The 23,410-nt window shown below is 70.3% G+C and carries 21 protein-coding genes and 3 pseudogenes; 15 read left to right on the forward strand and 9 right to left on the reverse strand.

The window, feature by feature from the left end:
• Positions 1-241 precede the first annotated feature (241 nt).
• Positions 242-1,597 carry a lipase family protein gene (locus ACFYWX_RS13880; protein ID WP_389424211.1) on the forward strand — a complete coding sequence of 452 codons (1,356 nt, stop codon included), beginning with the start codon at positions 242-244 and terminating at the stop codon, positions 1,595-1,597.
• A 45-nt stretch (positions 1,598-1,642) separates the two neighbouring features.
• Here the strand turns inward: ACFYWX_RS13880 and ACFYWX_RS13885 are convergent, their stop codons facing one another.
• The 5 genes from ACFYWX_RS13885 to ACFYWX_RS13905 form a co-directional block, all read right to left on the reverse strand.
• On the reverse strand, positions 1,643-2,428 hold the full coding sequence (locus ACFYWX_RS13885) for a restriction endonuclease (protein WP_389424212.1): 786 nt from the start codon (positions 2,426-2,428) through the stop codon (positions 1,643-1,645).
• 81 nt (positions 2,429-2,509) lie between these two features.
• Positions 2,510-2,848, reverse strand: a complete 339-nt coding sequence (locus ACFYWX_RS13890; protein WP_389424213.1) for an STAS domain-containing protein — start codon at positions 2,846-2,848, stop codon at positions 2,510-2,512.
• Positions 2,845-4,140 (reverse strand): PP2C family protein-serine/threonine phosphatase, encoded by a 1,296-nt coding sequence (locus tag ACFYWX_RS13895; protein WP_389424214.1) that lies wholly within the window; start codon positions 4,138-4,140, stop codon positions 2,845-2,847. Before ACFYWX_RS13895 ends, ACFYWX_RS13890 begins: the two co-directional genes overlap by 4 nt.
• Positions 4,140-4,943 (reverse strand): alpha/beta fold hydrolase, encoded by an 804-nt coding sequence (locus tag ACFYWX_RS13900; RefSeq protein ID WP_389424215.1) that lies wholly within the window; start codon positions 4,941-4,943, stop codon positions 4,140-4,142. The genes ACFYWX_RS13895 and ACFYWX_RS13900 overlap by 1 nt, the downstream gene beginning before the upstream one ends.
• A gap of 370 nt (positions 4,944-5,313) precedes the next feature.
• Positions 5,314-6,180: a lysozyme gene (locus ACFYWX_RS13905; protein ID WP_389424216.1), complete on the reverse strand. Its 867-nt coding sequence runs from the start codon at positions 6,178-6,180 to the stop codon at positions 5,314-5,316.
• 178 nt (positions 6,181-6,358) lie between these two features.
• On the opposite strand from ACFYWX_RS13905, the gene ACFYWX_RS13910 reads away from it, so the two are divergent.
• On the forward strand, positions 6,359-6,709 hold the full coding sequence (locus tag ACFYWX_RS13910; protein ID WP_389424217.1) for a hypothetical protein: 351 nt from the start codon (positions 6,359-6,361) through the stop codon (positions 6,707-6,709).
• A gap of 68 nt (positions 6,710-6,777) precedes the next feature.
• Here the strand turns inward: ACFYWX_RS13910 and ACFYWX_RS13915 are convergent, their stop codons facing one another.
• Entirely contained in the window at positions 6,778-7,596 is an 819-nt protein-coding gene (locus ACFYWX_RS13915) for a class I SAM-dependent DNA methyltransferase (RefSeq protein ID WP_389424218.1), read from the reverse strand.
• A 283-nt stretch (positions 7,597-7,879) separates the two neighbouring features.
• On the opposite strand from ACFYWX_RS13915, the gene ACFYWX_RS13920 reads away from it, so the two are divergent.
• The 7 genes from ACFYWX_RS13920 (at position 7,880) to ACFYWX_RS13950 (ending at position 16,033) form a co-directional block, all read left to right on the forward strand.
• The gene (locus ACFYWX_RS13920) at positions 7,880-9,286 is read left to right on the forward strand and encodes a cytochrome (RefSeq protein ID WP_389424219.1); all 1,407 of its coding nucleotides are present in this window, start codon (positions 7,880-7,882) and stop codon (positions 9,284-9,286) included.
• 201 nt (positions 9,287-9,487) lie between these two features.
• Positions 9,488-10,453 (forward strand): tripartite tricarboxylate transporter substrate binding protein, encoded by a 966-nt coding sequence (locus tag ACFYWX_RS13925; RefSeq protein ID WP_389424220.1) that lies wholly within the window; start codon positions 9,488-9,490, stop codon positions 10,451-10,453.
• A 131-nt stretch (positions 10,454-10,584) separates the two neighbouring features.
• Positions 10,585-11,568, forward strand: coding sequence for a Bug family tripartite tricarboxylate transporter substrate binding protein (locus ACFYWX_RS13930; RefSeq protein WP_389424221.1), 984 nt, complete (start codon positions 10,585-10,587; stop codon positions 11,566-11,568).
• Positions 11,565-12,098, forward strand: a complete 534-nt coding sequence (locus ACFYWX_RS13935) for a tripartite tricarboxylate transporter TctB family protein (RefSeq protein ID WP_389424222.1) — start codon at positions 11,565-11,567, stop codon at positions 12,096-12,098. Before ACFYWX_RS13930 ends, ACFYWX_RS13935 begins: the two co-directional genes overlap by 4 nt.
• 1 nt (position 12,099) lies before the next feature.
• A complete protein-coding gene (locus ACFYWX_RS13940) occupies positions 12,100-13,593 on the forward strand; it encodes a tripartite tricarboxylate transporter permease (protein ID WP_389424223.1) in 1,494 nt (497 codons plus the stop codon).
• Positions 13,594-13,694: 101 nt separating this feature from the next.
• Positions 13,695-15,344, forward strand: a complete 1,650-nt coding sequence (locus tag ACFYWX_RS13945) for an ATP-binding protein (protein ID WP_389424224.1) — start codon at positions 13,695-13,697, stop codon at positions 15,342-15,344.
• Positions 15,341-16,033, forward strand: a complete 693-nt coding sequence (locus ACFYWX_RS13950; RefSeq protein WP_389424225.1) for a response regulator — start codon at positions 15,341-15,343, stop codon at positions 16,031-16,033. The genes ACFYWX_RS13945 and ACFYWX_RS13950 overlap by 4 nt, the downstream gene beginning before the upstream one ends.
• 16 nt (positions 16,034-16,049) lie before the next feature.
• Here ACFYWX_RS13950 and ACFYWX_RS13955 read toward each other — a convergent pair whose 3' ends face one another.
• On the reverse strand, positions 16,050-17,156 hold the full coding sequence (locus ACFYWX_RS13955) for an NAD(P)/FAD-dependent oxidoreductase (protein ID WP_389424226.1): 1,107 nt from the start codon (positions 17,154-17,156) through the stop codon (positions 16,050-16,052).
• Between the two features lie 176 nt (positions 17,157-17,332).
• Positions 17,333-17,593, reverse strand: a pseudogene (gene tpg / locus ACFYWX_RS13960) (telomere-protecting terminal protein Tpg); the annotation flags it as partial.
• Between tpg and ACFYWX_RS13965 the strand changes: the two are divergent.
• A pseudogene (locus tag ACFYWX_RS13965) lies at positions 17,533-18,923 on the forward strand (multicopper oxidase family protein). The pseudogenes tpg and ACFYWX_RS13965 sit on opposite strands and share 61 nt — an antisense overlap.
• Positions 18,924-18,964: 41 nt before the next feature.
• Here ACFYWX_RS13965 and ACFYWX_RS13970 read toward each other — a convergent pair.
• A pseudogene (locus ACFYWX_RS13970) lies at positions 18,965-19,243 on the reverse strand (ricin-type beta-trefoil lectin domain protein); the annotation flags it as partial.
• A 322-nt stretch (positions 19,244-19,565) separates the two neighbouring features.
• Here ACFYWX_RS13970 and ACFYWX_RS13975 point away from each other — a divergent pair.
• From ACFYWX_RS13975 to ACFYWX_RS13995, 5 genes are all read left to right on the forward strand, one after another.
• The gene (locus tag ACFYWX_RS13975) at positions 19,566-19,964 is read left to right on the forward strand and encodes a winged helix-turn-helix domain-containing protein (RefSeq protein WP_389424227.1); all 399 of its coding nucleotides are present in this window, start codon (positions 19,566-19,568) and stop codon (positions 19,962-19,964) included.
• A gap of 13 nt (positions 19,965-19,977) precedes the next feature.
• Entirely contained in the window at positions 19,978-21,207 is a 1,230-nt protein-coding gene (locus tag ACFYWX_RS13980) for an acyl-CoA dehydrogenase family protein (protein WP_389424228.1), read from the forward strand.
• Positions 21,208-21,358: 151 nt separating this feature from the next.
• Positions 21,359-21,817 carry an RrF2 family transcriptional regulator gene (locus ACFYWX_RS13985; RefSeq protein ID WP_389424229.1) on the forward strand — a complete coding sequence of 153 codons (459 nt, stop codon included), beginning with the start codon at positions 21,359-21,361 and terminating at the stop codon, positions 21,815-21,817.
• A gap of 140 nt (positions 21,818-21,957) precedes the next feature.
• Positions 21,958-22,059, forward strand: a complete 102-nt coding sequence (locus ACFYWX_RS13990; RefSeq protein WP_389424230.1) for a putative leader peptide — start codon at positions 21,958-21,960, stop codon at positions 22,057-22,059.
• Positions 22,060-22,209: 150 nt separating this feature from the next.
• On the forward strand, positions 22,210-23,316 hold the full coding sequence (locus tag ACFYWX_RS13995; protein ID WP_389424231.1) for an aliphatic sulfonate ABC transporter substrate-binding protein: 1,107 nt from the start codon (positions 22,210-22,212) through the stop codon (positions 23,314-23,316).
• The last annotated feature ends 94 nt before the right edge of the window (positions 23,317-23,410 follow it).

The following is a 23,410-nucleotide window of genomic DNA, read 5'->3' on the forward strand; positions in this document are numbered from 1 at the left end:
CTCCTCCTTGCCCGGAGACGGATGGGCGCTGGGGTTCTGCCCGAGGTGGGCCGCGGCATGCCGTCCGACGGACTGTCGCCAGCTCATATCACTCGGTGAGTGAAAACGCCCCCGTCACTTCGCCACGCCCTTGATCCCGCAAAAAGTTACCGTAGCGTAACTTTCCTTGGCGTTACCGGCGGTAACTAAGCAGTGCTAGTTTTTCGCGCACCCTGAAACGGAGCAGCGCGAGGAGTGCACTGTGAGCCGCAACAGAACCCGTCCGCGTTCCACGTTCAGCCGCCTGGCCGCCGCCGCGATCGCCACCGTGGCCTGCGTCGGCGTCAGCGCGACCCCGGCCGGCGCCGCCCCGGACACCGAACCCGTCGTGTCCCGGGGAGTCACCATCCCCGCCTTCTACACCCCGCCCATCCAACTGCCCGCCACCAACGGCACGTTGGTCCGACAGGAGCCCCTCCCCCTCGGACTCTCGCTGCCCGGCCTGGACGGCCGCCCCCTGCCGGGCACGGCGACCCGTCTGATGTACAAGTCCACCGACTCGAGCGGAAAGCCCGTCGCGGTGACCGGCGCCTACATCGAACCGTCCACCCAGTGGAAGGGCGACGGCCCCCGCCCCCTGGTGGCGGTGGCGTCGGGGACCATGGGCCAGGGCGACCAGTGCGCGCCCTCGTTCGCCCTGGAACACCCGCTCACCCTCAACGGGGAGACCGTGTCCATCGCCTACGAGAACCTGGCGATCTACCGTCTCCTCGCCACCGGAGCGGCCGTCGTCGTCACCGACTACGCCGGCCTGGGCGCGACCGACCGTCTGCACACCTACGTCAACCGCCTGGACCAGGGACACGCGGTGCTGGACGCCGTCCGCGCGGCGCGTGCCCTGCCCGGGACGTCCCTCATCTCCGGCTCCCGCGTCGGCCTCTACGGCTACAGCCAGGGCGGCGGCGCCAGCGCCTCGGCGGCCGAACTGCAGCCCACGTACGCACCCGACGTCCCACTGGCCGGGACCTACTCGGGCGCACCGCCCGCCGACCTGACCTCCGTCATGAAGGGGATCGACGGCAGTGCCCTGGCCGGTGCCCTGGGCTGGTCGATCAACGGCTTCGCCCAGGCCTACCCCGATCTGCGCAACGTCGTCGAGGCGAACATCAACGACGCCGGGCGCAAGGCCCTCGCCGACACGTCGACCATGTGCGTCGGCGACGCCGTCTTCGGCTACGGCTTCGCCAACAGCACCGCGTGGACGACCAGCGGGAAGTCCGTCGCCGACATCATCGCCGCCGAACCCCGCGCCCAGGCCGTCCTCGACCAGCAGCACATCGGGACGCTCAAGCCGACCGGCCCGGTGCGTCTGGCCACGGGTATCCAGGACGACATCGTTCCGCACGGCCAGGCCCGCCAACTGGCCGTGGACTGGTGCCGGAAGGGCGGCAACGTCACCTACGAGGCCGTCGACCTGCCCAACCTCGGCGACAGGATCCTCACCAACCACCTCGCCCCGCTCATCACCGACCAGACCGCGGCGATCTCCTGGCTCACCGACCGCCTGGAGGGCAAACCCACCACGTCCACCTGCTGGACGCTGCCCTTCCAGCGCTGACCCTCAGGGGCCCGTTCCACCGGCGGTGGAACGGGCCTCCCCCTGTCAGCGCTCTGCCCCGATGTCCCGGCCGGTCTCGACGGCCTCTGCGGTCTCGACGGTCTCGACACCTTGTACGGCTTCCCACGGCAGGGCCCCGGTGCCGTCGGCCCAGGACAGCAGCGCCTGTCGGTCCACACACACGATCCCGCACTGTTCGGCGTACTCCGCCGCCGGCGCGGTGAAGTCGCTGGTGGTGACCAGGACGGCGACGTCGGCTTCGTGGACGGTGAAGCAGGTGCCGCCGAAGCGCTGCATGTCCTGGGAGCCGACCCGGTGGGACTCGCCGTAGCGCTTGCACTGGATGACGACACGCCACCCCTCGGGGGACACGGCCACGACATCGGCGCCCAGATCCCCCGCCCCGCCGACGACTTCCACGGCGGAACAGCCGTCACGCTCGCAGAGAAAGGCGACCGCCGCCTCGAACTCCGCTGCGTCCAGGGCGTCATAGTCGATATCGATACCGGAGGCCACGCGCTGACGAGGAACGGGCGCGCGCTCCAGGGCTTCGGCCGCCTCCGTCGCCGCCTCGTCGAGAGCGGCCGCGGCCCGACGGGCAGCTCTCGCCACATGGATCCGGCGCCCCAGACCCGCGATGCCCGCACCAGCCAACAGCACGAGGACGAGCGCCCAGCCGGGATGTCGCTCGGCGGCATCGGCCACCGTGCGGACCGCGAGTCCCAGCACGCTCACGACCACGGCGAGAAGCACGAAGAACAGGGCTGTCGAGCGGAGGTCGAAGGCACGCCGAGGGTTCGTGGACGGAGTACGACGGGCGGGTGCGGCCACGGTGATGAGCCCCCTCTGGGATCGACGTGAAGACGTGAAGACGTGAAGATCACTTCCACCGTCTGCCCAGGATCGGCTCCTTCACGAGGGGTCGGCCGCCCCCGAGGTGGAGTGGATCGTGAAGATCTGGTCCAGGCCCACGATGCGCAGGATGCGAAGGGTGTTCGACGGTACGCCGGTCAGGGCGACGTCGGCACCGGCGGCCAGGGCGTGGTTGCGGGCGGCGATCAGGGCGGTGATGCCGCTGGAGTCGCAGAACGTGAGGCCGGCCAGGTCGAGGATCAGACACTGGCCGGGTTCGAGGGTGAACCGGGCGACACGGTCGCGCAGTTCGGTGGCGTTGGAGTAGTCGAGTTCTCCACCGATCTCCAGTACGGGTCCGGTGGCGGCGTCTCGGGGAGTGATCTTCAGCAGGCTCATGGCGTGTTCTTCGTCGAGGAGTCGGGGTCGGGTCGTGCGGGCGAAGGGGCTCCCAGGGCGAGGAGGGCGGTGTCGTCGTCCAGACCGTCTCCGAAGGAACGCAGCAGTCCGGTCAGCGCCTTGACGATGTCCTTCGGCGGGGCGCCGGCGTGGTGGCCGGCGAACTCGCGCAGGGCGTCGTCGCCGTACAGGGCGCGACCGGGCCCGGTGCGGGCCTCGGTGAGGCCGTCGGTGTACAGCAGCAGGGTGTCACCCGGGGCCAGTGTGGTGGTGGCCGGGGTGAAGCGTGCTGTGGGCAGTATGCCGACCAGGAGCCCGCCGGGGGTGTGCAGGAAGTCGCTGCCGCCGTCGGCGCGCAGGACCAGGGCCGGTGGGTGGCCGCCGGAGGCGAGGCTCACGGTGACGCGGCCGCTGTCCCGGTCGGGTTCGAGGGTGCCGAATATCGCGGTGCAGTAGCGGGGGTCGCTGTCGGTGTACCGCTCGTGGAGCACCGTGTTAAGGGTCGTCAGGGCGGCGACCGGATCGGGGTCGTGGAGGGCCGCCGCCCGCAGGGTGTAGCGGGTGAGCGAGGTGACGGCGGCGGCCTCGGGGCCCTTGCCGCACACGTCGCCCAGGAAGAACGCCCAGCGTTTGCCGTCGATGGCGAAGACGTCGTAGAAGTCGCCGCCGAGACGGTCGGGCGAGGCCGCGTGATAGTGGGCGGCGGTCGCCACTCCGGGCACGGCGGGGAGGGTGTCGGGCAGCAGGCTGCGCTGGAGGACGGCGAGCGCGTGCTGGAGCCGGGCGCGGTCGGCCTCCGCCTGCCGCCGCGCCGCCTCGGCGGCCTTCCGGCCGCGCAGGAGTTCCTCCTCGTAGGCGCGCCGGTCCCGGGCGTCGAAGAGGGTGGTGCGGATCAGCAGCGGCTCGCCCTCAGTGCCGTACTTGAGGGCAGAGGAGACCAGCACAGGGATGCGGGTGCCGTCGGGCGCCCTGATCTCCAGGGCGATGCCGCCGATCTCCCCCTGCATGCGCAGCAGCGGGGCGAAGTGCGTCTCGTGGTAGAGCTTGCCGCCCATGGTGAGCAGGTCGGTGAAGCGCATGCGCCCGACGACGGCGTCCCTGGTGAGGCCGAGCCAGCCGAGGAGCGTGGTGTTGATCTTCGCGATCGTGCCGTCCATCAGCGTGGACAGGTAGCCGCACGGGGCGGTCTCGTACAGTTCCTCCGCGCTGTCCTCCAGCAGCGCGGCGAAGGGAGCGTCGGCCGCGCCGTCGTCCCAGTCGTGCGGGTCGGGCGCTTGCCCGACGCGGCACATCACCGCAGGTCCGCGAGGAACCCGGTGATCGCCTCGTTGGTGGCCTCGGGCGCGGACAGGTGCGGGCAGTGTCCGGTGGCGTCCAGGGTGACCAGCCGCGAGCCCGGGATCGCCGCGTGCACGAAGGCGCCCACCTCGCGCGGTGCGATGACGTCCTGTGTGCACTCCAGGATCAGGGTCGGCACGGTGACCGCCTTCAGATCGTCCCGCGAGTCGGACAGGAAGGTGGTGCGGGCGAAGACGTGGGCCATGTCGGGGTCGGTGGCGCAGAAGCTGTTGGTCAGCTCCTCGCCCAGTTCGGGCCGCTCCGGGTTGCCCATGATCACCGGGGCCATGGCGGCCGACCAGCCCAGGTAGTTGGCGTCCAGCGACGCCAGCAGTTCGTCGATGTCCTCGGCGCTGAATCCGCCGCGGTAGCCCTCGTCGTCGAGGTAGCGGGGCGAGGGCGCGACCATCACCAGGGCGCCGATGCGTTCCGGGGCGGTGCGGGCGGCCAGTACGCCGATCATGGCGCTGACCGAGTGCCCGACGAACACCGCGTCCCGCAGGTCGAGTGCCTCGCACACCTCCACCACGTCCTGGGCGTAGCCGTCCAGGGAGGAGTACCGCTCCTCGCTGAAGGCGGACGGGTCGGAGCGCCCGGAGCCGACGTAGTCGAACAGCACCAGCCGGTGGGTGTCCGCGAGGGCGGGCACCGTGAGCCGCCACATGTTCTGGTCGCAGCCGAACCCGTGGACCAGCACCACGACCGGTCCCGTCGGGTTGCCGGTGACGGTGACGTTGTTGCGGCGTGGGATGTCCATGCCCGTGATCCTCTCACCACGGGCATGGGCGGTTCATCTCATCCAGTCCGGTGGTCGCCCCCGGCATCCAGCAACTGCTGGAAGTGGGTCATGCAGCTCGTACAGTGGCGGTCGGTGTCGGCCGAGCCGGGCCCCGCTGCGGACAGTTGCACTCCGCACAGGCTGCTTCTCGTGTGCCGGGCCACCACGTGCCACACCAGGTCGGAACTTCCGGTCTGCGGACCTACGCACATCTCGTACACGACGCGCCTCCCTTGACGGCGATGCTTCCAGCCCACCGCACCATCGCCGCCACGTCCCGGTGGGCGGGCCGTTCGCGTGAATTTCGGCGCGTTTCGGCGGCGCGACGATTGACGGAGGCGTCCTCGTGTCAGCCGGTGGCGAGGGCCCGCAGGTCCGTGGGAGCTCCCCTGAACGCGTCGTGGTCGCCGACCGTCCGGCCCGTCGAGGTGTACTGCCACATCGTGTAGTGGCTCCAGCCCGCGGGCAGGGTGCCCGCGTCGGAGGCGTACCGGGCGATCCACAGCGGGTTGGTGGCGGCGAAGCCGCTGTAGTTCCCGGTGCACTGGCTCCACCAGCTCGTCGCCGTGTAGATCACGGCGTCCCTGCCGGTGCGGGCCTTGTACCGGTTCAGGAAGTTCCGGATCCAGCTGACGAGCCCGCTCTGCGTCTTGCCGTAGCAGGCGTCGCCGTACGGGTTCCACTCCATGTCGAGCGCGCCCGGCAGCGTCTTTCCGTCCGCGGACCAACCGCCGCCGTGGTCGACGAAGTAGTCCGCCTGGGCGGCGCCGCTCCCGGTGTCCGGGGTCGCGAAGTGGTACGCGCCACGGACCATGCCGATGTCGTAGGAGCCGCCGTACTGCTGGGTGAAGGAGGGATTGCGGTAGTCGGTGCCCTCCGTCGCCTTCGAGTAGGCCCATTTGACGCCGTTGCCCCACAGGGTCGACCAGGCGACGGAGCCCTGGTAGCTGGCCACGTCGACACCTTCGGTGAGGGTGCCCCGGGTGCCGCCGGGCGTGCCGGACCACCCGTCGTGGGTCAGGACGCCCATGCCCATGTAGGCGGAGCCGCGTATCGGGACGTGGCCGGCGGACGAGCCGCGGACCGGGCGGGGGTCGGCCGACGAGGGGGCGGCGGACAGGGGGACGAGGAACGCGAGCACGGCGAGCAGCAGGCCCGTCGTGCGCAGGGGGAAGCGGCGCGCCGCTGTGATCAGGGATCTATTCACGGATCCCATCCGACCCACAGTCACGTCTCCCCGCACGTCGGCGTCGTCCACCCGGGGCGCCACCCTTCTCGCGTACGACCCCGTGGTCGAACGTCTGAACGTCGGGTGTCCGGGTAGGCGGGCGTGACAGGTCATCACCTGCGCCGTCCGTCACCACCCGGACGGCGCCGAGCCATCAGGGGTTGGGATGAGGAGCTTGGTCCGACGGCGCGGCCGCACGACTCGGGAGCTGTCCGCGCGACGCGCACGCCACCTGCGGGCGCAGTTGGGTGTCGCGGCCGACATCGCCATCACCGTGCGGCGCAGGGAGGTGGTCGCCCGGCTGCGGGCCGACCTCCGCGCGGGCGGCGAGCGGGTGCTGCGCGGCCGCGTGACCGTCGACGACGTCCTCGAATACGCCCGCCGGCACTTCGGCCTCACCGCGGTCCCCCGCGAACAGGCCGCCTCCGTATTGCGCTCACGCTACGCACTGCGGGTCGGCAACGTGGACCTGGACACCGACGCGTACTGCGCGGCGTACCGCCCGAGCGCGGCCTGAGCGGCATCTGTCGGGCCGGCCCGGGCACCCCCTTACGACGGAGTGCGTGTGCGGCCGCCACCTGACACTCACCTCGGTGGCGCCACCCCCTCCGGCAGCGGGGACCGGCTCACCCGGATCTTCGACTGGCCGTGCGGTCGCTGTTCCCAGTCCGCCATGAGGCGTGCGTACAGGCCGTGCCCGCGGGCGAGGGACAGGAGGGTCTCTGCGCGGTAGTAGAAGTCCTCGTGCAGTACCTGGTGTTCGGTGCCCTCGGTGCGGTCGAAGGTGAAGTCGAAGAACCCCTTCTCGGTCATGACGCGTCCGACGTGAGCCATGCACTCCTCGATGACGTGCGGCGGGGAGTGGGAGAAGACGCTGTGCGCGTGGACGACGTCGAAGTGGTCGCCGGGCAGGAAGTCCAGGGTGAGGTCGCCGGTGAGGGTCAGGTGCGGCAGCTTGTCCTGGAGCCTGCGCTCGGTGAGCGTCTTCTTGGCGGCGATCAGGATGTCGGGCGAGATGTCGATGCCGTAGTAGTGGCCGGGGTCGAGGTGGTCGACGAAGCGCCAGCCGCCGCGCAGGTTCCCGCAGCCGATGTCGAGCATGCGGTGTTCGGGGAGCAGCCCGTGCTCGATGAGGTAGTCGAACTGCATCTGCCCCAGTGCGAGCCAGCGTTCATGGGTCCTGCTCCCGACGGCGGCCTCCGCGTCGCGGCGGGTGTCCGAGGCCATCACCGCCCGGTAGTAGCCGACGTGGTCGGGGTGCCTGAGACGCAGCCAGGCGTCCCGGCCGGCGCGGCGGAGGTAGGGGGCGACACGGCCGGGGTGGAGCAGGGCGTAGCCGACCTTGTGGGTGAGGGTGGCGCGGTTGCGGTCCGGTTTCCTCGTGGGGTTCACGTGCTGGGCCATGGCGGTGACCTCCGTACGGGGGGGCTCCCCGGTGCGGGGAGGAGCCCGTGAGAACTCTGCCTGTCCACAGCACCACCGCCCCCGCCGGTCCACCAGCGAACCGGCCCGTCCGGGTGGCGGAGGGTGTCCGGAGGCACCGCCCGCACGACAAGCGCGTTACTGACGGGTTCATTTATGTCGGACCCGCTGTTCGAGCGCCGAGGCCGATCATCTTTACTCTGTGGGGCCGTCACGTACACGGAGCGTTGAGCGCGGAGCAGCGCCCGTCGTAGGAAAGGAAGTCATGGGGTCCCATCCGAACAGCGGGCCGACAGCCCCTCACGAGCCCCTGGAGTCGATGAGCCTGGAGCCGCTCATGACCCGGGACTACGAACGTGACCCCGCCCTCGTCTACGAGCGGCTGCGCCGGATCCACGGTCCGGTGGCGCCGGTCGACCTGCTGGGGGTGCCGGTCTGGCTGGTCCTGGGCTACGAGGAGTCGCTGGAGGTCCTGCGGGACGACCCCGCGTGGCCGAAGGGCCTGGAGAACTGGCGGGCGCGTGAGGAGGGGCGGCTGCCCGAGGACTGGCCGCTGGCGCCGTCCCTCGACGTCAACCATGTGCTCATACAGGGCGGGGAGGGATACCGGGGCCTGCGCACCGCGTGGGACGCCGCGCTCAGGCCGTTCCAGGACCCTCGGCGTGCCCAGGCCCGGCAGCTCAGGGCCAGGATCGCCCGCGACGCGGACGAGCTGATCACGTTGCTCTCCCAGGGAGGCGGCACCGGCTGGGCGGATCTGTCCGCCCAGTTCTCGCGGCCGTTGCCACTGATGGTCGCCAGTCATCTGCTCGGCTTCCCCGGCTCCCAGCACGACGACGCGCTGATGGACATGTGGCGGGTGCTGGACGCCGGCCCCGACGCCGGGCCCGCCCTGGACCGGCTGCTGGCGGCCCTGGCGGAGCTGGGCGCCCTGAAGATGAAGGAGCCGGGCGACGACTTCCCGTCGTATCTGCTCGCCGCCCACCCCGGCCTCGGTGTCGAGGAGTTGTCCCGGGAGCTGATGATGCTGCTCGGCATGACCTCGGACCATGTCGGCATCCTGATCTCCAACACGGTCGTCGAGGTGATCAGCGGGGACGCCTCGACGCGGGCCAGCCTGTCGGCGGGGATGATCCGGGAGACCATGAACCGGGTGGTGATGCAGAAACCACCGCTGATCAACTTCGTCCCGCGGTTCCCCGTCGCCGACACCCGGCTGGGCCACTACACCATCGCGGCGGGCGACCCGGTGTGGGTGTCCGTCGGTGCCGCGCACGCCGACCCCGCCTTCTCGGACAACGTCTGCCCCGCCTCGACCATCAGCACCCGGGCGCACCTGGCCTGGGGCGCCGGACCGCGCCAGTGCCCGGCCAGGGAACTGGCGACCACCACGGCGGCGATCGGTGTGAGCCGGCTGTTCGAGCGCCTGTCCGGGCTGGAACTGTCCCTGCCCCTCGACCAACTCCCCTGGCGCTCCTCCCCCTTCATGCGGGGCCTGCGCTCGCTGCCCGTGCGCTACACCCTCGCGGACCCGCCCACCACCCCACCCACGGCCGCGCCGCCCCTTCCCGCCGCGCCTCCCTCCCTCGGTCCGGCTCCGGACCCCGACGGCACCGAAAGGCCGCGTTCCTCGCTGTGGCGCTACCTGGCGGGGCTGGTCCGCGGACGGTGACCGGTGCCGGCGTCGACTCCCGAGCACCAGGGCGACCACAACGAACTCAACCTCTCTTGCTGACACAAGTGGGGCCACTCACGCGTCGAGTCGCACACTCGTGACGTCGTCTGTCTTCCGTCGACCGTCGTCCATCGTTGGTCGTTCGTCGTTGGTCGTTCGTCGTTCGCCGACCGGGAGTGAGGGGTTGTGGAGGGTTCCGTGCGTGCCTTGCGTGGTGCCGTCGCCGCGGCTCTGGCCCTGCTCGTCGTGAGTGCGTGCGGGGCCTGGCCGGGCGGCGGGGAGCGGCCCGGCGGCGAACTGCGGATCATGGTTCCCAACACTCCCGGCGGCGGCTACGACACCACGGCACGGACCGCCGCGAGAGTGATGCAGGAGGCGAGGATCGCGGTGGACGTCCAGGTCTTCAACCTCCCGGGCGCCGGCGGCACCGTCGGCCTGCAGCGCATCTTCAACGAGCGGGGCAACGGCACCCTGGCTCTGCAGATGGGCCTGGGCGTCGTCGGGGCGTCGCATGTCATGCACTCCGAGGCGGCCCTCGCCCGGACCACCCCCCTCGCCCGCCTGATCGAGGAGGCGGGCGCCGTGGTCGTACGGAGGGACTCCCCGTACCGGACGATCGACGACCTCGTCGCCGCGTGGCGCCGGGACCCCGGCCGCATGTCCGTCGGCGGCGGCTCCGCACCCGGCGGGCCGGACCACCTCCTGCCCATGGAACTCGCCAGGGCGGTCGGCATCTCCCCCGAGCGGGTCGACTACGTGGCCTACGACGGCGGCGGAGGTGACCTGCTGCCCGCCCTCCTCGACGGGAAGGTCGACTTCGCCACGAGCGGGTTCGGTGAGTTCCTCGGTCAGATCGACGCCGGCCGACTGCGGGTTCTCGCAGTCACCAGTGAGAAGCCGGTCCGCGCTCTCCCGGGTGTCCCGACCCTCAAGTCCTCCGGTGTCGACCTGGTCTTCCACAACTGGCGGGGCCTCGTCGCCCCACCCGGCGTCAGCGCCGCGGACGAGAAGCGCTGGACCGACGCCCTCACCGCGCTGCACGACTCGCCCGCATGGCGGGCCGAGCTCACCCGGCACGGCTGGGACGACGCCTTCCTCACCGGCGAGGCGTTCCGGAGATACCTGAAGCGGCAGGACGAGTTCGTCGCCCGACTCGTGGCGTGACACCCCCACGCCAAGGAAAAGTCATGTGATCGCAAAGACCACAACCTCCCTTGCTTACCGAAGGGAGACAGCCGGTTTTACCCGCGGGCACCATGTGGGCCACCCCAGCACCTCGAAAGGTGGTGACTCCCATGCGTCTGCGGACCTCCCTGAATCTGCTGGCGGCGGCCGTGCTCGTCCTCGCGGGACCGCCCCTGCTCACCACGGGCGGCGGCACCGAGAGCGGCACGCAGATCCCGGGCCTGCGTTTCATGGTCCCGAACTCGCCCGGCGGCGGGTACGACATCACGGCCCGCACCGCCGCGAAGAACGCCGAGGACGCCGGACTCACGCACAACATCGAGGTGTTCAACCTGCCGGGCGCCGGCGGCACCGTCGGTCTGAGCCGGCTGGTGAGCGAGCACGGCAACGGCAAGCTCGCGATGTCGATGGGCCTCGGCGTCGTCGGCGCCGTCCGCTCCAACCACGCGCCGAAGACGCTCGCCGACACCACCCCGATCGCCCGGCTCACCGAGGAGCAGGACGTCGTCGTGGTCGCCAAGGACTCCCCGTACCGGACCGTCGACGAGCTCATCGACGCCTGGAAGGACGATCCGGGCAAGCTGCCGGTGGGCGGCGGTTCGTCGCCCGGCGGGCCGGACCACCTCGCGCCGATGCTGATGGCCCGGGCCGCCGGGATCGCCCCGAAGCAGGTCAACTACATCCCCTTCGACGGCGGCGGCGAACTGCTCGCCTCGATCCTCGGCAACAAGGTCGCCTTCGGGGTGTCCGGCGTCGGCGAGTACCTCGACCAGATCAAGGCGGGCGAACTGCGGGTGCTCGCGGTCACTGGCCCGGAGCGGGTCGACGAGCTCGACGCGCCCACGCTCAGGGAGTCGGGCTATGACGTGAGCTTCACCAACTGGCGCGGCATCGTCGCCCCGCCCGGCCTGTCCGACGCCGAGCGCGACAAGCTCACCGGCCTGGTGCGGGAGCTGCACGGCTCGCCGGAGTGGCGGGCGTCGCTGCGGCAGAACGGCTGGGACGACGCCTTCCTGACCGGCGAGAAGTTCGGCGCGTTCCTGGACGCCCAGGACGAACGCGTCGTCTCCGTACTCAAGGAGCTGGGCCTGTGACGACCTCCGCCGTTCCCGGGACCGAGACCGCGAAGCGCTCCTCGTGGGTGCAGGAGCACTCCGAACTCGGCGTCTGTGTCCTGCTGCTGGCCCTTGGTGTGCTGGTCCTGACCGACGCCCTCACGATGGACGTCGAGATCACCCAGCGCGGGCCCGTCGGGCCGAAGACCGTACCGGTCGTCGTCGGTGTCGGCCTGCTGGTGATCGCCGCCCTGCTCGCCCTCGACGTGCTGCGCGGCGGCCGGGGGCAGGCCGAGAGCGGCGAGGACGTCGACCTGTCCGAACCCGCCGACTGGCGCACGGTGCTGCTGCTCGCCGGGGTCTTCCTGGGCGCGGCCGTCCTCATCGAACCCGCCGGCTTCCCCGTCGCGGGCGCGCTGTTGTTCTGGGGAGCCGCCTTCGCACTCGGCAGCCGTCGCATCGACCGCGACCCGCTCATCGCGGCCGTCCTGTCCCTCGTCACCTACGCCGTCTTCAACAACCTGCTCGGGGTTCCGCTGCCCGGTGGTCCGCTGATGGGAGTGCTGTGACATGAATGCCCTCAACTCCCTGCTGGACGGCTTCGGTACCGCGCTGACCCCGCTCAACCTGCTGTGGGCGGCGCTCGGCGTGCTGCTCGGCACCGCGATCGGCGTCCTGCCCGGCATCGGCCCCGCGATGGCGGTGGCGCTGCTGCTGCCGGTGACGTACGGACTCGAACCGATCGGCGCGTTCATCATGTTCGCGGGCATCTACTACGGCGCCATGTTCGGTGGTTCGACGACCTCGATCCTGCTCAACACCCCCGGTGAGAGCGCGGCCGTGGTCGCGGCCATGGAGGGCAACCCGATGGCCAAGTCGGGGCGCGGCGCGCAGGCGCTGGCGGCCGCCGCCATCGGGCACTTCGCGGGCGGCATGGTCGGCACGGTCCTGCTGGTCGCGCTGGCTCCGGCGGTCGCGGACCTGGCGGTGGACATCGGCGCGCCGGACTACTTCGCCATCATGGTTCTGGCGTTCATCGCCGTGACGTCGGTGCTGGGTTCGTCCCGGATCCGGGGTCTGGCGTCCCTGCTGATCGGGCTGACGCTCGGCCTGGTGGGCCTGGACCAGATGACCGGCCAGCAGCGTCTGACCTTCGGCTCGCTCCAACTCGCCGACGGCATCGACGTGGTGATCGTGGCGGTCGGTCTGTTCGCGATCGGCGAGGCCCTGTGGGTGGCGGCCCATCTGCGGCGCAGTCCGGGCGAGCCGATCCCGGTGGGCCGGCCGTGGCTCGGACGTGACGACGTGCGGCGGACCTGGAAGTCGTGGCTGCGCGGCCCGTTCATCGGCTTCCCGTTCGGCGCGATCCCGGCCGGCGGCGCGGAGATCCCCACCTTCCTGTCGTACGTCACGGAGAAGCGCCTGTCGAAGCACAAGGACGACTGGGGCAAGGGCGCCATCGAGGGCGTGGCCGGACCGGAGTCGGCGGCGTCGGCCTCGGCGGCGGGCACCCTGGTGTCGATGCTGACCCTCGGGCTGCCCACGACGGCGGTCGCGGCGGTGATGCTGGCCGCCTTCCAGCAGTACGGCATCCAGCCGGGGCCCTTGTTGTTCGAGCGCGAACCCGACCTGGTGTGGGGTCTGATCGCGTCCCTGTTCGTCGGCATGGTGCTGCTGCTCGCGCTGAACCTGCCGCTGGCGCCGCTGTGGGCGAAGCTGCTGCGCATCCCCCGGCCGTACCTGTACGCGGGGATCCTCTTCTTCGCCGCGGTCGGCGCGTACGCGGTCGGCGGCGAGGTCGTCGACCTGGTGATCCTGCTGATCATCGGCCTGATCGGCTTCGGCATGCGACGCTACGGCCTGCCGGTCCTGCCCACCGTCATCGGCGTCATCCTCGGGCCCAACGCCGAACAACAGCTTCGGCGCGCGCTCCAGATCAGCGACGGCAGCGTCACGGGACTGGTCAACACGCCGTTCTCGGTGACGGTGTACGCGGTGATCGTGCTGCTGCTGGTGTGGCCCCTGCTGAGGAAGGTCACCGCCCGCGGCCGTCCCGCCTCCTGAACATCCACCGGCTCTTTCGCTGTCGCCGGTCGCACGTCATGATGATGCGACTCGTCGCACGAGCCTCCCGGTCGTGTCAGCAGCAGAGATTGAGTTCCGTCGTGGTCGCCACCTTCCGCCGCCATACCCTAGCGGGCGAGATGCTGGTGCTTCAGCTCGCCATCGTCGTGGTCGTGCTGCTGGCGGTCGCGGCGGTCTCGCTCGCCCAGTCGGAGGCCACCTTCGACCGGGTCGAGGGCCGCCGGGTCGGTGCGCTGGCCGAGCAGCTTGCCGCCAATCCGCTGGTACGCAACCAACTGCCGCGGCCGGCGCCGGAGGAGACCCTGGGTCCGTTGATGCACTCGACCCTGGTGCAGTCCGGGGTGACCTCCGTCACCGTCGCCGACGCCTCCGGACGCGTCGTCAGTTCGACCAATCCCACGGTCGTCGGCGACCGTCTGCCCCTGGGGCCGGGGGTGACCGAGGGGCGGGGCTGGTCCGGTGCGGTCACCTGGGACGGCAGCCATGAGCTGGTGGCCCAGGTTCCGGTGCTCGGCGCGACGCATCGTGACCTGGGGCGGACCCTGGGCATCGTCATGATCGGGGAGCGGTCCCCGACGGTGTGGCAGCGGCTCAACGGAGCGTCCTCGTACCTCCTCGCCTACCTCGGAATCGCCAGCGGGCTCGGCCTGGCGGGCTCCTGGCTGCTGGCCCGGCGCGTCAAACGGCAGACCCTCGGTCTGGAGCCGCGGGAGATCGCCGGGCTGGCCGAACACCGCGAGGCCATGCTGTACGGGATCGCGGAGGGGGTGATCGCCCTCGACCCGCAGCAGCGCCTCACTCTGGTGAACGAGATGGGCAGGCGGCTGCTCGACCTGCCCGAGGCGTGCGTCGGCAGGACGCTGGCCGACCTCGGCATCGAGGGCAGGCTGCGGGACGTACTCACCGGAGCCCGACAGGAGACGACGAACCGGCACGACCAGGTCGTGGTCCGCAACGGCCGTGTGCTGGTGATGAACAGGATGACCGTCACGAAGGACGACCGGCTGCTCGGGTCGGTCACCACTTTGCGGGACCGTACCGAACTGGCCCGGCTGGAACGGGAGATCGGCTCGTTCCGCAGTTCCTCCGAGCTGCTGCGGGCGCAGGCCCACGAGTTCGCCAACCAGTTGCACACCATCTCCGGGCTGATCCAGATCGGCGAGCAGGACGAGGTGGTGCGCTACATCCGCACGCTGACCCGGCGCCGCCAGTCCCTGGACATGACCATCGGCCGCCGTGTTCACGACACGGCCGTGGCCGCGCTCCTCATGGCGAAGTCCTCCCTCGCCGCCGAGCGGAAGGTCACGTTGAGGATCTCGGACGGCACGGCTCTCGGGCGGCTCGCCGCGGAGGACGCCGCCGATGTGGCGACCGTGGTCGGCAACCTGGTCGACAACGCCGTCGACGCCGCCGCCGGGGGCGGATCCGGCGCTCACGAGGCCTGGGTCGAGGTCGAGCTCAGGCAGGACGCGGCCAGTGTGGAGATCGTGGTGCGCGACTCGGGCCCCGGCATCGCACCCGAAGTCGCTCAGGAGGTCTTCACCCACGGCTTCACCACCAAGGCCGCCGAGAAGGGCGAGCGGGGCATCGGACTCGCCCTGACCCGGCTCGTCTGCGAGCGCCGTGGCGGGGAGATCACGGTGACCAACACCCCCGCCGGTGCAGAGTTCACCGCGCGCATGTCCGTGAGCCACCCCGTCGAGGCGGTGGCGGAAGGAGCGGCCCCATGACCGCAGTTGCCGACATGATCGACGTCCTCGTCGTCGACGACGACTTCATGGTGGCCCGGGTTCACCGGACCTTCGTCGCGCGGGTGCCCGCCTTCAGGGTCGTCGGTACGGCGGGCACCGGCCAGCAGGCCGTCGCGGCGGTCGACGAGCTCCGCCCCGACCTCGTCCTGCTCGACCTCTATCTGCCGGACGTCTTCGGTCTGGACGTCATCCCCAGACTGCGCACCGCCGGACACGACTGCGACGTCATGGTCATCAGCGCCGCCCGCGAGGCCGACACCGTACGCGGCGCCGTACGCCACGGTGTGGTCGACTACCTGCTCAAACCCTTCGACTACGAGGACCTGCAGCCCCGCCTGGAGCGGTACGCCGCCCAGCGCGGCCGTCTGCTCACGGCGGTGGTGCGCGACCAGGCGGACATCGACCGGGTCCTGTCCCAAGGCTTCGTCCCCACCACGGGCACCGCGCTGCCGAAGGGCCTGAGCGTGGAAACAGCCGGCCTGGTCGAACACGCCCTCCGTGGCACGCCCGGCACCCTTTCCGCCGCCGAGTGTGCCGCCGCCATCGGCATCTCCCGCGTCAGCGCCCGCCGTTACCTGGAGCACTTCCACACCACCGGCAACGCCGCCGTGTCGCTCCGCTACGGTGCCGCGGGCCGGCCGGAGCGCCGCTATGGGTGGCGGGACTGAGTCAGGGTCAACTGCCTCAGGTGCCGGTGTACCCGAGCTGGCGTCGCATGTACGGCGTCATGAGGGTCTTCGCCTTCGCCAGGACGGACGTGCGGCCGCCGAGGACCGCCGTCTCACCGCCCGGCACCGGCAGCATGGTCAGTCCGTCGGCCGGGCCGAAGGGCACGATGATCGGGGTGCGGTGGATCGGCCGGTAGAGGCGGGGCTCCTTGCGGTGCTTGCCGGAACTGTTGAGGTAGGCACGGATGTTCCAGGCGGCGAGGTCCGCCTGGGCCAGCGCGGCGGGGGTGATCTTGAGCTCGGTGGCGTCGTTCGCGTCACCGACCGCGAAGACGTCCAACCAGCCGTCGACCCGCAGCGTGCGGTCGACCTTGATGTGCCCGTCCTTGTTCAGCCAGTCGCCGTGCCCGCCCAGGCGCAGCCAGAGCGTGTTGGGGGTGGTGCCCGTCGCCCAGAAGGAAAGGTCGGCGTCGATGATGTTGCCCTGGGCGTCGCGATAGGTGCCGAAGTCGTTGCCGGGGGACATGAAGGAGTCGAGCCGTACCTCCACGTCGTGGGATTCCAGCCAGGCGCGCGCCTTGCGCCCGGCCCGCTCGCTGCCCGTGGCGTGGAGCAGGGCCGGCCCGGAGTGGGCGAGCGTGACCCGTGCGTCCGGCCGGGCCAGGCGGATCTCGGCGCTCAGCTCGACGCCGGAGGGCCCGCCGCCGACGACGAGGACGTGCTCGGCGGCGCCGATCCTCTGCTGGTGCGCGGAGAACGACTTGATCGCCTCCTCGGTGGTGGTGCCGGTGAAGCGGGCCGGTTCGGGGTAGTCCGCGCCGGTGGCGATCACCACCACGTCGTACGGCAGCCGCTCGCCCGTGGCCAGCACCACCTGCCGTTCGGCGGTGTCGATGCGGACGGCCTTGCCCGCCACCACACGGCCGTTGCGCAGCAGCCGGTCGTAGGGGATGAAGGGGGTCACCGTCCAGTTCGGGTGAACGCCGGCCCGGAGGGAGGCGATGCGATGGAAGAAGACCTCCTTGCGGTCCACCAGCGTGACCCGAGCCGTTGCGTCCAGTCGTTTCGCCAGACGGACGCCCGCATAGCCGCCGCCGATCACCACTACATCGCCGTCACGCACGCCGAATCTCCTGTACCAGGTGGGGGTAAAGCGAGCGCCGCGGCGGGGGGCACCCTCGGCCACTCGGTCTGCCGGTGAGCGTAACGCTTGAAACCTCAAGCTCTGGTGAGGGTGTGTGAGCATTCTGTGAAGTGACGGCATGCGCTTGCCGAGCGAACCGGGGAGAGCCGATCGAACTAGAACGACACGTCGAAGTAGTCGATGTTGTTGAGGCTTACTTCGAGGTCGTCGGCGCGGCGCCCGCCGTCCTTGAAATACACCTCTTGCAATCCCTCGGCGACGATGTCGCGCATCTGCTGGTCGCTCGCACCCTGCTCGCGGGCGTCGAAGAGGCGGCGGGCGTACTCCGGCGGAAGGTGTACGGTCAGCCGGCGGAATCGGCCGTCGTCCGTGGTGCCGATCGGCGCCGTGTAGCCGAACTGGGCGCGGGTCTCCAATCGCCGCCTGCAGCGCCGACGCCTCGACCAGCCCGCCCCTCCTCAGCCCCTCCGGTTCCCAGGTGGCCCGCGCGGAGGAGAAACGGAGCAGTACGGGGAGGGTGCACCCTCTCGACCTGACCGCCGTTCCCGCCACTCTCGACCTCGGCGCCGGCATCATGGCCGAGTCCTGGGCCTTCGGCGGCCAGGTCCCCGTGAAGGAGCTCCGCATCTCGGCCGGCGACACCGTCACCGCCGAGCTGTCCAACCAGTTGCCCGACGGGACCACCACCTCCGTCCACTGGCACGGCATCGCGCTGCGCGGCGACATGGAGGATCCCCAGGAGCCGCTGTCGTACGACGACGAGTGGGTCGTCGTCCTCGACGACTGGCTCGACGGCGTGACCGGCATCCCCGAGGAAGTCTTCACCGAAGTCAGCCACTGCATGGGCGGGATGGACAAGGACGAGACGACGGCTTCGCCGCCCCGGTCCCCCGGGGACGACATGCCGACCGGGTTCATGCTCATGGGCACCACCAGCGAGCTGCTCGGCGGCGAGGCGGGGGACGTGAAGTACCCGTACCACCTGGTCGACGGACGAGTGCCGGCCGACCCGGCCGTCCACACCTGCAAGCCGGGCCTGCGCGTCCGCCTGCGGATCATCAACGCGGGCAGCGACACCGCGTACCGGGTGGCACTCGGCGGCCACAGACTCACCATCACCCACACCGACGGCTTCCCCGTCGAGCACCAGCAGGTCGACGCGCTGCTGATCGGCATGGGCGAGCGGTACGACGTCCTGGTCACCCTCGGCGACGGCGTCTTCCCGCTTGTCGCGCTCGCCGAGGGCAAGGACGCCACCGGCATGCCGTCCTGCGCACGGGGTGGGGCAGCGCGCCGAAGCCGGAGGTGCGACCGAGCGAACTGGACGGCCTGATCGTGACCGCGTCGCAGCTGCGCGCCGCCGACGACGTCCGACGGGACGCGAGGGAGACCGACCGGGTTCACCGGATCAAACTGACCGGCAGCATGGACAAGTACGACTGGGCCATCAACGGCAAGCGGTTCGACATGAGCAACCCGACCGCCAACCCGCTGCTCGTCGAGGAGGGCGAGCGCGTCCGGCTCGACTTCGTCAACGCCACCGGCATGTGGCACCCGATGCACCTGCACGGCCACACCTACCAGCTCAGCGGCACCGGCCCCCGCAAGGACACCACCATCATGCTGCCGAAGAGGAACGTGTCGGTCTTCTTCGACGCGGACAACCCGGGCCAGTGGATGCTGCACTGCCACAACGCCTACCACGGCGAGGCCGGGATGATGGCGCTCGTGGCCTACGGAGCCTGAGCCTTCGGTTCCCGGACCTTCGCCTCAGCCACGCCCGGTCGTCAGCCGCCCGAGGCCGCGGACCACTTCTGGTTGGGGTTGCCGGTGCAGCTCCACAACTGCACGGAGGAGCCGTTCGCCGTGCCGTTGCCGGTCACGTCGAGGCAGAGTCCGGACAGGTCGTTGGTGACGCTGCCGTTCGCTTGGAAGGTCCACTTCTGACTGGCGCCGCCGTTGCAGTCCCAGGTGACGACCTTCGTACCGTTCGCGGTGCCGTTGCCAAAAGCGCCCAGGCACTTGCCCGCGATCTGCAACTCCCGGTTCGTGGAGTACAGGTACTGCTGGTTGGCGTTGCGCCGCGGTGACCAGTGAGTCCAACCGCGATGTTGCGTTCCCTACATTTCCCATCGATTTACTAGGAAAGTGTTGACGGCCCTCCCGGCGGGTGCGCAGGATGATGCACATGCCCCACACGCAGCAGCGACTCGTTCGTCGTCGGCATGTCGACTTTGGTCACGTCGTCAGTGCCGCCTGCTGTCGCGCCTGAGGCACGCGGCTCACACATGGCGCGTGCCGTTCCGCTCCTTCTCTCTCCTCCCAGGTGATCAGGCGCACCCACCCACTGCGCCTGGTGGCCCGACGTACTTCTGAAGGACGACCGCCATGACCACGGCACTTCCGGCCCAGGCCACTCCCTCGGACTCGCCACTCCCAGAGATGCGCCATCTCCGCCTCGTGGGCGACACCGCTCAGGAAGGCGACGAGGGACGTGTCGCCGAGGTGGACGGACGCGAACTCGACCTCACCTACCTGGAGTTCGGGCTGCCGGCCCATCTCGTTCTACAGGCCCACCAGGTGCATTCGCGCGAGCAGTTGATGGCCGGCATCCGGGGCTACGACCACATCGGCGACGGCCGCACCGTGGATGTCCACATCGCGCGGCTGCGCCGCAAGCCGGGCACGGATCACCGGCACCGGATGGTCACCGTACGGCGCGTGGGCTACAAGTACGTGCCCGACCAGCACGAGAGCTCCAACACCGCATCCTGCCACCGACCTTGAGGAGACCACCACCATGGGCGTTGCCACTGCGCCGTCCGGCCCCGCCTCGGAATCCGTCCTGACCGGGCCCGGCCGTGTGCACTGGCTGCGTGTGACCCGCGAGACGGCGGACGACCTGGCCACGGACGCGGTGGCCAGGGAGCAGGCAGGCAAGGCCCCGTTCGACGAGGTGTCCCGGCTGCGCGAGTCGGGACTGCTGACGCTCCTCATTCCGGCCGAGCTCGGGGGAGGCGGCGCCGACTGGCCCACGGCCTACGCCGTCGTCCGGGAGATCGCCGCAGCCGACGGCGCGATCGGTCAACTGCTCGGCTGTCACTACTTCCTGTCGTGGAGCGCCCGGTTCTTCACCGAGCCCTCTCTCGCCGCTCAGGTCGAGCGGCAGTCCGCGGCGGGGCAGTGGTGCTGGGGCGGTGGTTTCGCCCGTCAGGAACCGCCTCTGACGCTGGCCAGGACCGCCGCCGGTCAGGTGCTCGACGGCCGGCAGAGCTACGCCACCGGGGTCCTGGTCGCCGACCGCCTCGCCGTGCGGGCCGTACGGGCCGATACCGGCGAACCACTCGCCGTCGTCGTCGATCCCGCCCATCACGGCGTGGGGATCGACGGTGACGCCGACTCCTTCGGCCAGCGGCTCGCGGCCGGCGGGAGCGTGGAGTTCGACGGTGTACCGGTCGCCGCCGACGACGTACTCGGCTCCCTGTCCGCGGACGAGGATGTCCTGTCGCCCCTGGCTGCTCTGGCATCGCCGGTCGGGCGTCTCCTCTCCGTCCAGCTCCGTCTCGGCATGGCTGAGGGAGTGCTCGCGGAAGCCCGTGAGTACAGCAGGGCGGGCCACTCACCCTGGCACCCGGACTGGCCGGTCGGCTCCCCCCAGGACCCCCAGGTGATGACCGCCTACGGAGAACTCACCGTCCTCACCCGCGCCGCGTCCGCGCTCGCCGATCAAGCCCAGGAAGCCGTGCACGGCGGGCTGGCACGCGGCGAAGACCTCACCTACGACGAGTACGCGGAGATCTCCGTCCTCGTGGCCATGGCCGAAGCCGCCGCCTCCAGGGCCGCGCAGGAGTCCACCGCCCGCGCCCTCGACATCGTCGGCGCCCGCTCCGCGTCCTCACGGCTGGGCTTCGACCGCTTCTGGCGCAATGCCCGGACCCACACCTTGTACGAGCCCGTCGCCCACCGACTCCGCGATGTCGGGGACTACTTCCTCAACGGCGCGCACCCTCCGTTCGTCCTGCCTGTCTGACCGAGAGGCCCTGGAGCGTCGGACCAGCACTCGCCATGAGGGACATTCGCCACGCGACCACGGGCCGGCGCCCAGGCAGGCACGGTCGGCGATCATCGCCCCGCTTCTGGGCAGCGCCCACCCGACCGAACCAGTACGGGATAATGCACACATGCGGATATCAGCCAGAGCGGACTACGCGGTACGTGCCGTGCTACAGCTCGCCGCGTCAGGGGATGACGGACCACTGAAGGCCGAGGCCATCGCCGAAGCCCAGGACATCCCGCACAAATTCCTTGAAAGCATCCTCAACGACATGCGCCGGGGCGGTCTCGTCCTCAGCCAGCGGGGTGGCAACGGCGGCTACCGGCTGGCCAGGCCCGCCGAGTCCATCAGCATCGCCGACGTCATACGCACGGTGGACGGACCACTGGTCTCGGTGCGCGGGGTCCGCCCCCCGGAGCTGTCCTACACCGGCCCTGCCGAGACGCTGCTCCCGTTGTGGATCGCGCTGCGGTCCAACGTGCGCGAGATCCTCGAGGGCGTGTCGCTCGCCGACGTCGCATCGGCCCAACTGCCCTCCGATGTTTCCGCGTTGACCGACGCCCCGGGAGCCTGGGTAAACCCCTGACACGCTGGGCCATTCACAGCCGATCTCATAAAGCGAGATAGCGGAATCCAACATACGAACACCCCCTTGGGGTGGACGCCGCCTTCTGTCACGATCCCCATCAACCAGGTAGGAAAACTAGGGATCTGTGAAGGGTGGCCATGAGAGCGCTCGACCGCACGGGCCGACTGCTGCCCCTTCTGACCTCGCGTCGTCACATCGACCTCAGCCGCACCTCCAGTGCCATCTGTCGGCCCCTCTGACGCGAGAGAACCCCAGCTCTCTCCGCACCAGCGCTGCCTCCCCGCCCGCTCTGCCTCCGTCGACGGATCGGAGTGTCGAGGCGTGCCCACCAGCAGTCGCCCCGCATTTTCGTACCTCCCCGATCACCCATTCCCTGAGAGGACACCTCCGTGTCTGCCGCAAGACCGCTCACCGCCCTGCGCACCATCGCCGCCGTAGCCGCGCTTCCCCTCCTGCTCACCGCCTGCGGCTACGGCTCCGAGTCCACTGACAACGGCAAGCAGGCCGAGGTCGCGGCGGGCGCCAAGAAGCTCTCCGCCGACGAAGTGAAGATCGGCTACTTCCCCAACCTCACTCACGCCACCGCTCTGGTGGGCGTCCAGGAGGGTCTGCTCCAGAAGGAACTCGGCGGCACCAAGATCAAGACGTCCACCTTCAACGCCGGCCCCTCCGAGATCGAGGCGCTGAACGCCGACTCCATCGACATCGGCTGGATCGGCCCCTCCCCCGCCATCAACGGCTACACCAAGTCGAACGGCAAGAACCTGCGCATCATCGGCGGTTCCGCCTCCGGCGGCGTGAAGCTCGTCGTCAACCCCAAGAAGATCAAGTCCGTCAAGGACCTCAAGGGCAAGAAGATCGCCACCCCTCAGCTCGGCAACACCCAGGACGTCGCGTTCCTCAACTGGATCGCGGACCAGGGCTGGAAGGTCGACGCCGAGAGCGGCAAGGGCGACGTCTCGGTGGTCCGCACCGACAACAAGGTCACCCCGGACGCCTACAAGTCCGGTTCCATCGACGGCGCCTGGGTGCCGGAGCCGACCGCGTCCAAGCTGGTCGCCGAGGGCGGCAAGGTGCTGCTCGACGAGTCGACCCTGTGGCCCGACAAGAAGTTCGTGATCACGAACATCATCGTGTCGCAGAAGTTCCTCAAGGATCACCCGGACGTCGTCGAGGCCGTGCTGCGCGGCTCGGTGAAGACCAACGAGTGGATCAACGCCAACCCGGAGAAGGCGAAGGCCTCCGCCAACGCGGCGCTGAAGGAGCTGTCGGGCAAGGAGTTGCCCGCCGACGTCCTCGACCCTGCCTGGAAGTCCATCACCTTCCTCGACGACCCGCTGGCCTCCACCCTCAACACCGAGGCGGAGCACGCGGTCAAGGCCGGTCTCCTGGAGAAGCCCGACCTGAAGGGCATCTACGACCTCGCACCGCTCAACAAGGTCCTCAAGGCCGCGGGCAAGGACGAGGTCGACGACGCCGGTCTCGGCGCCGAGTAGCGACACCGGCCCTCCTGGCTTAGCGCGGTCCGTCCATCGTCAACGGTCTCGTCGCGGGCATCGACCAGATCCCGCCGCTGTTCCTGCGCGTCAG

Origin of the sequence: Streptomyces sp. NPDC002888, assembly GCF_042888465.1 — a bacterium.
In the GTDB taxonomy this organism is placed as follows: Bacteria; Actinomycetota; Actinomycetes; order Streptomycetales; family Streptomycetaceae; genus Streptomyces.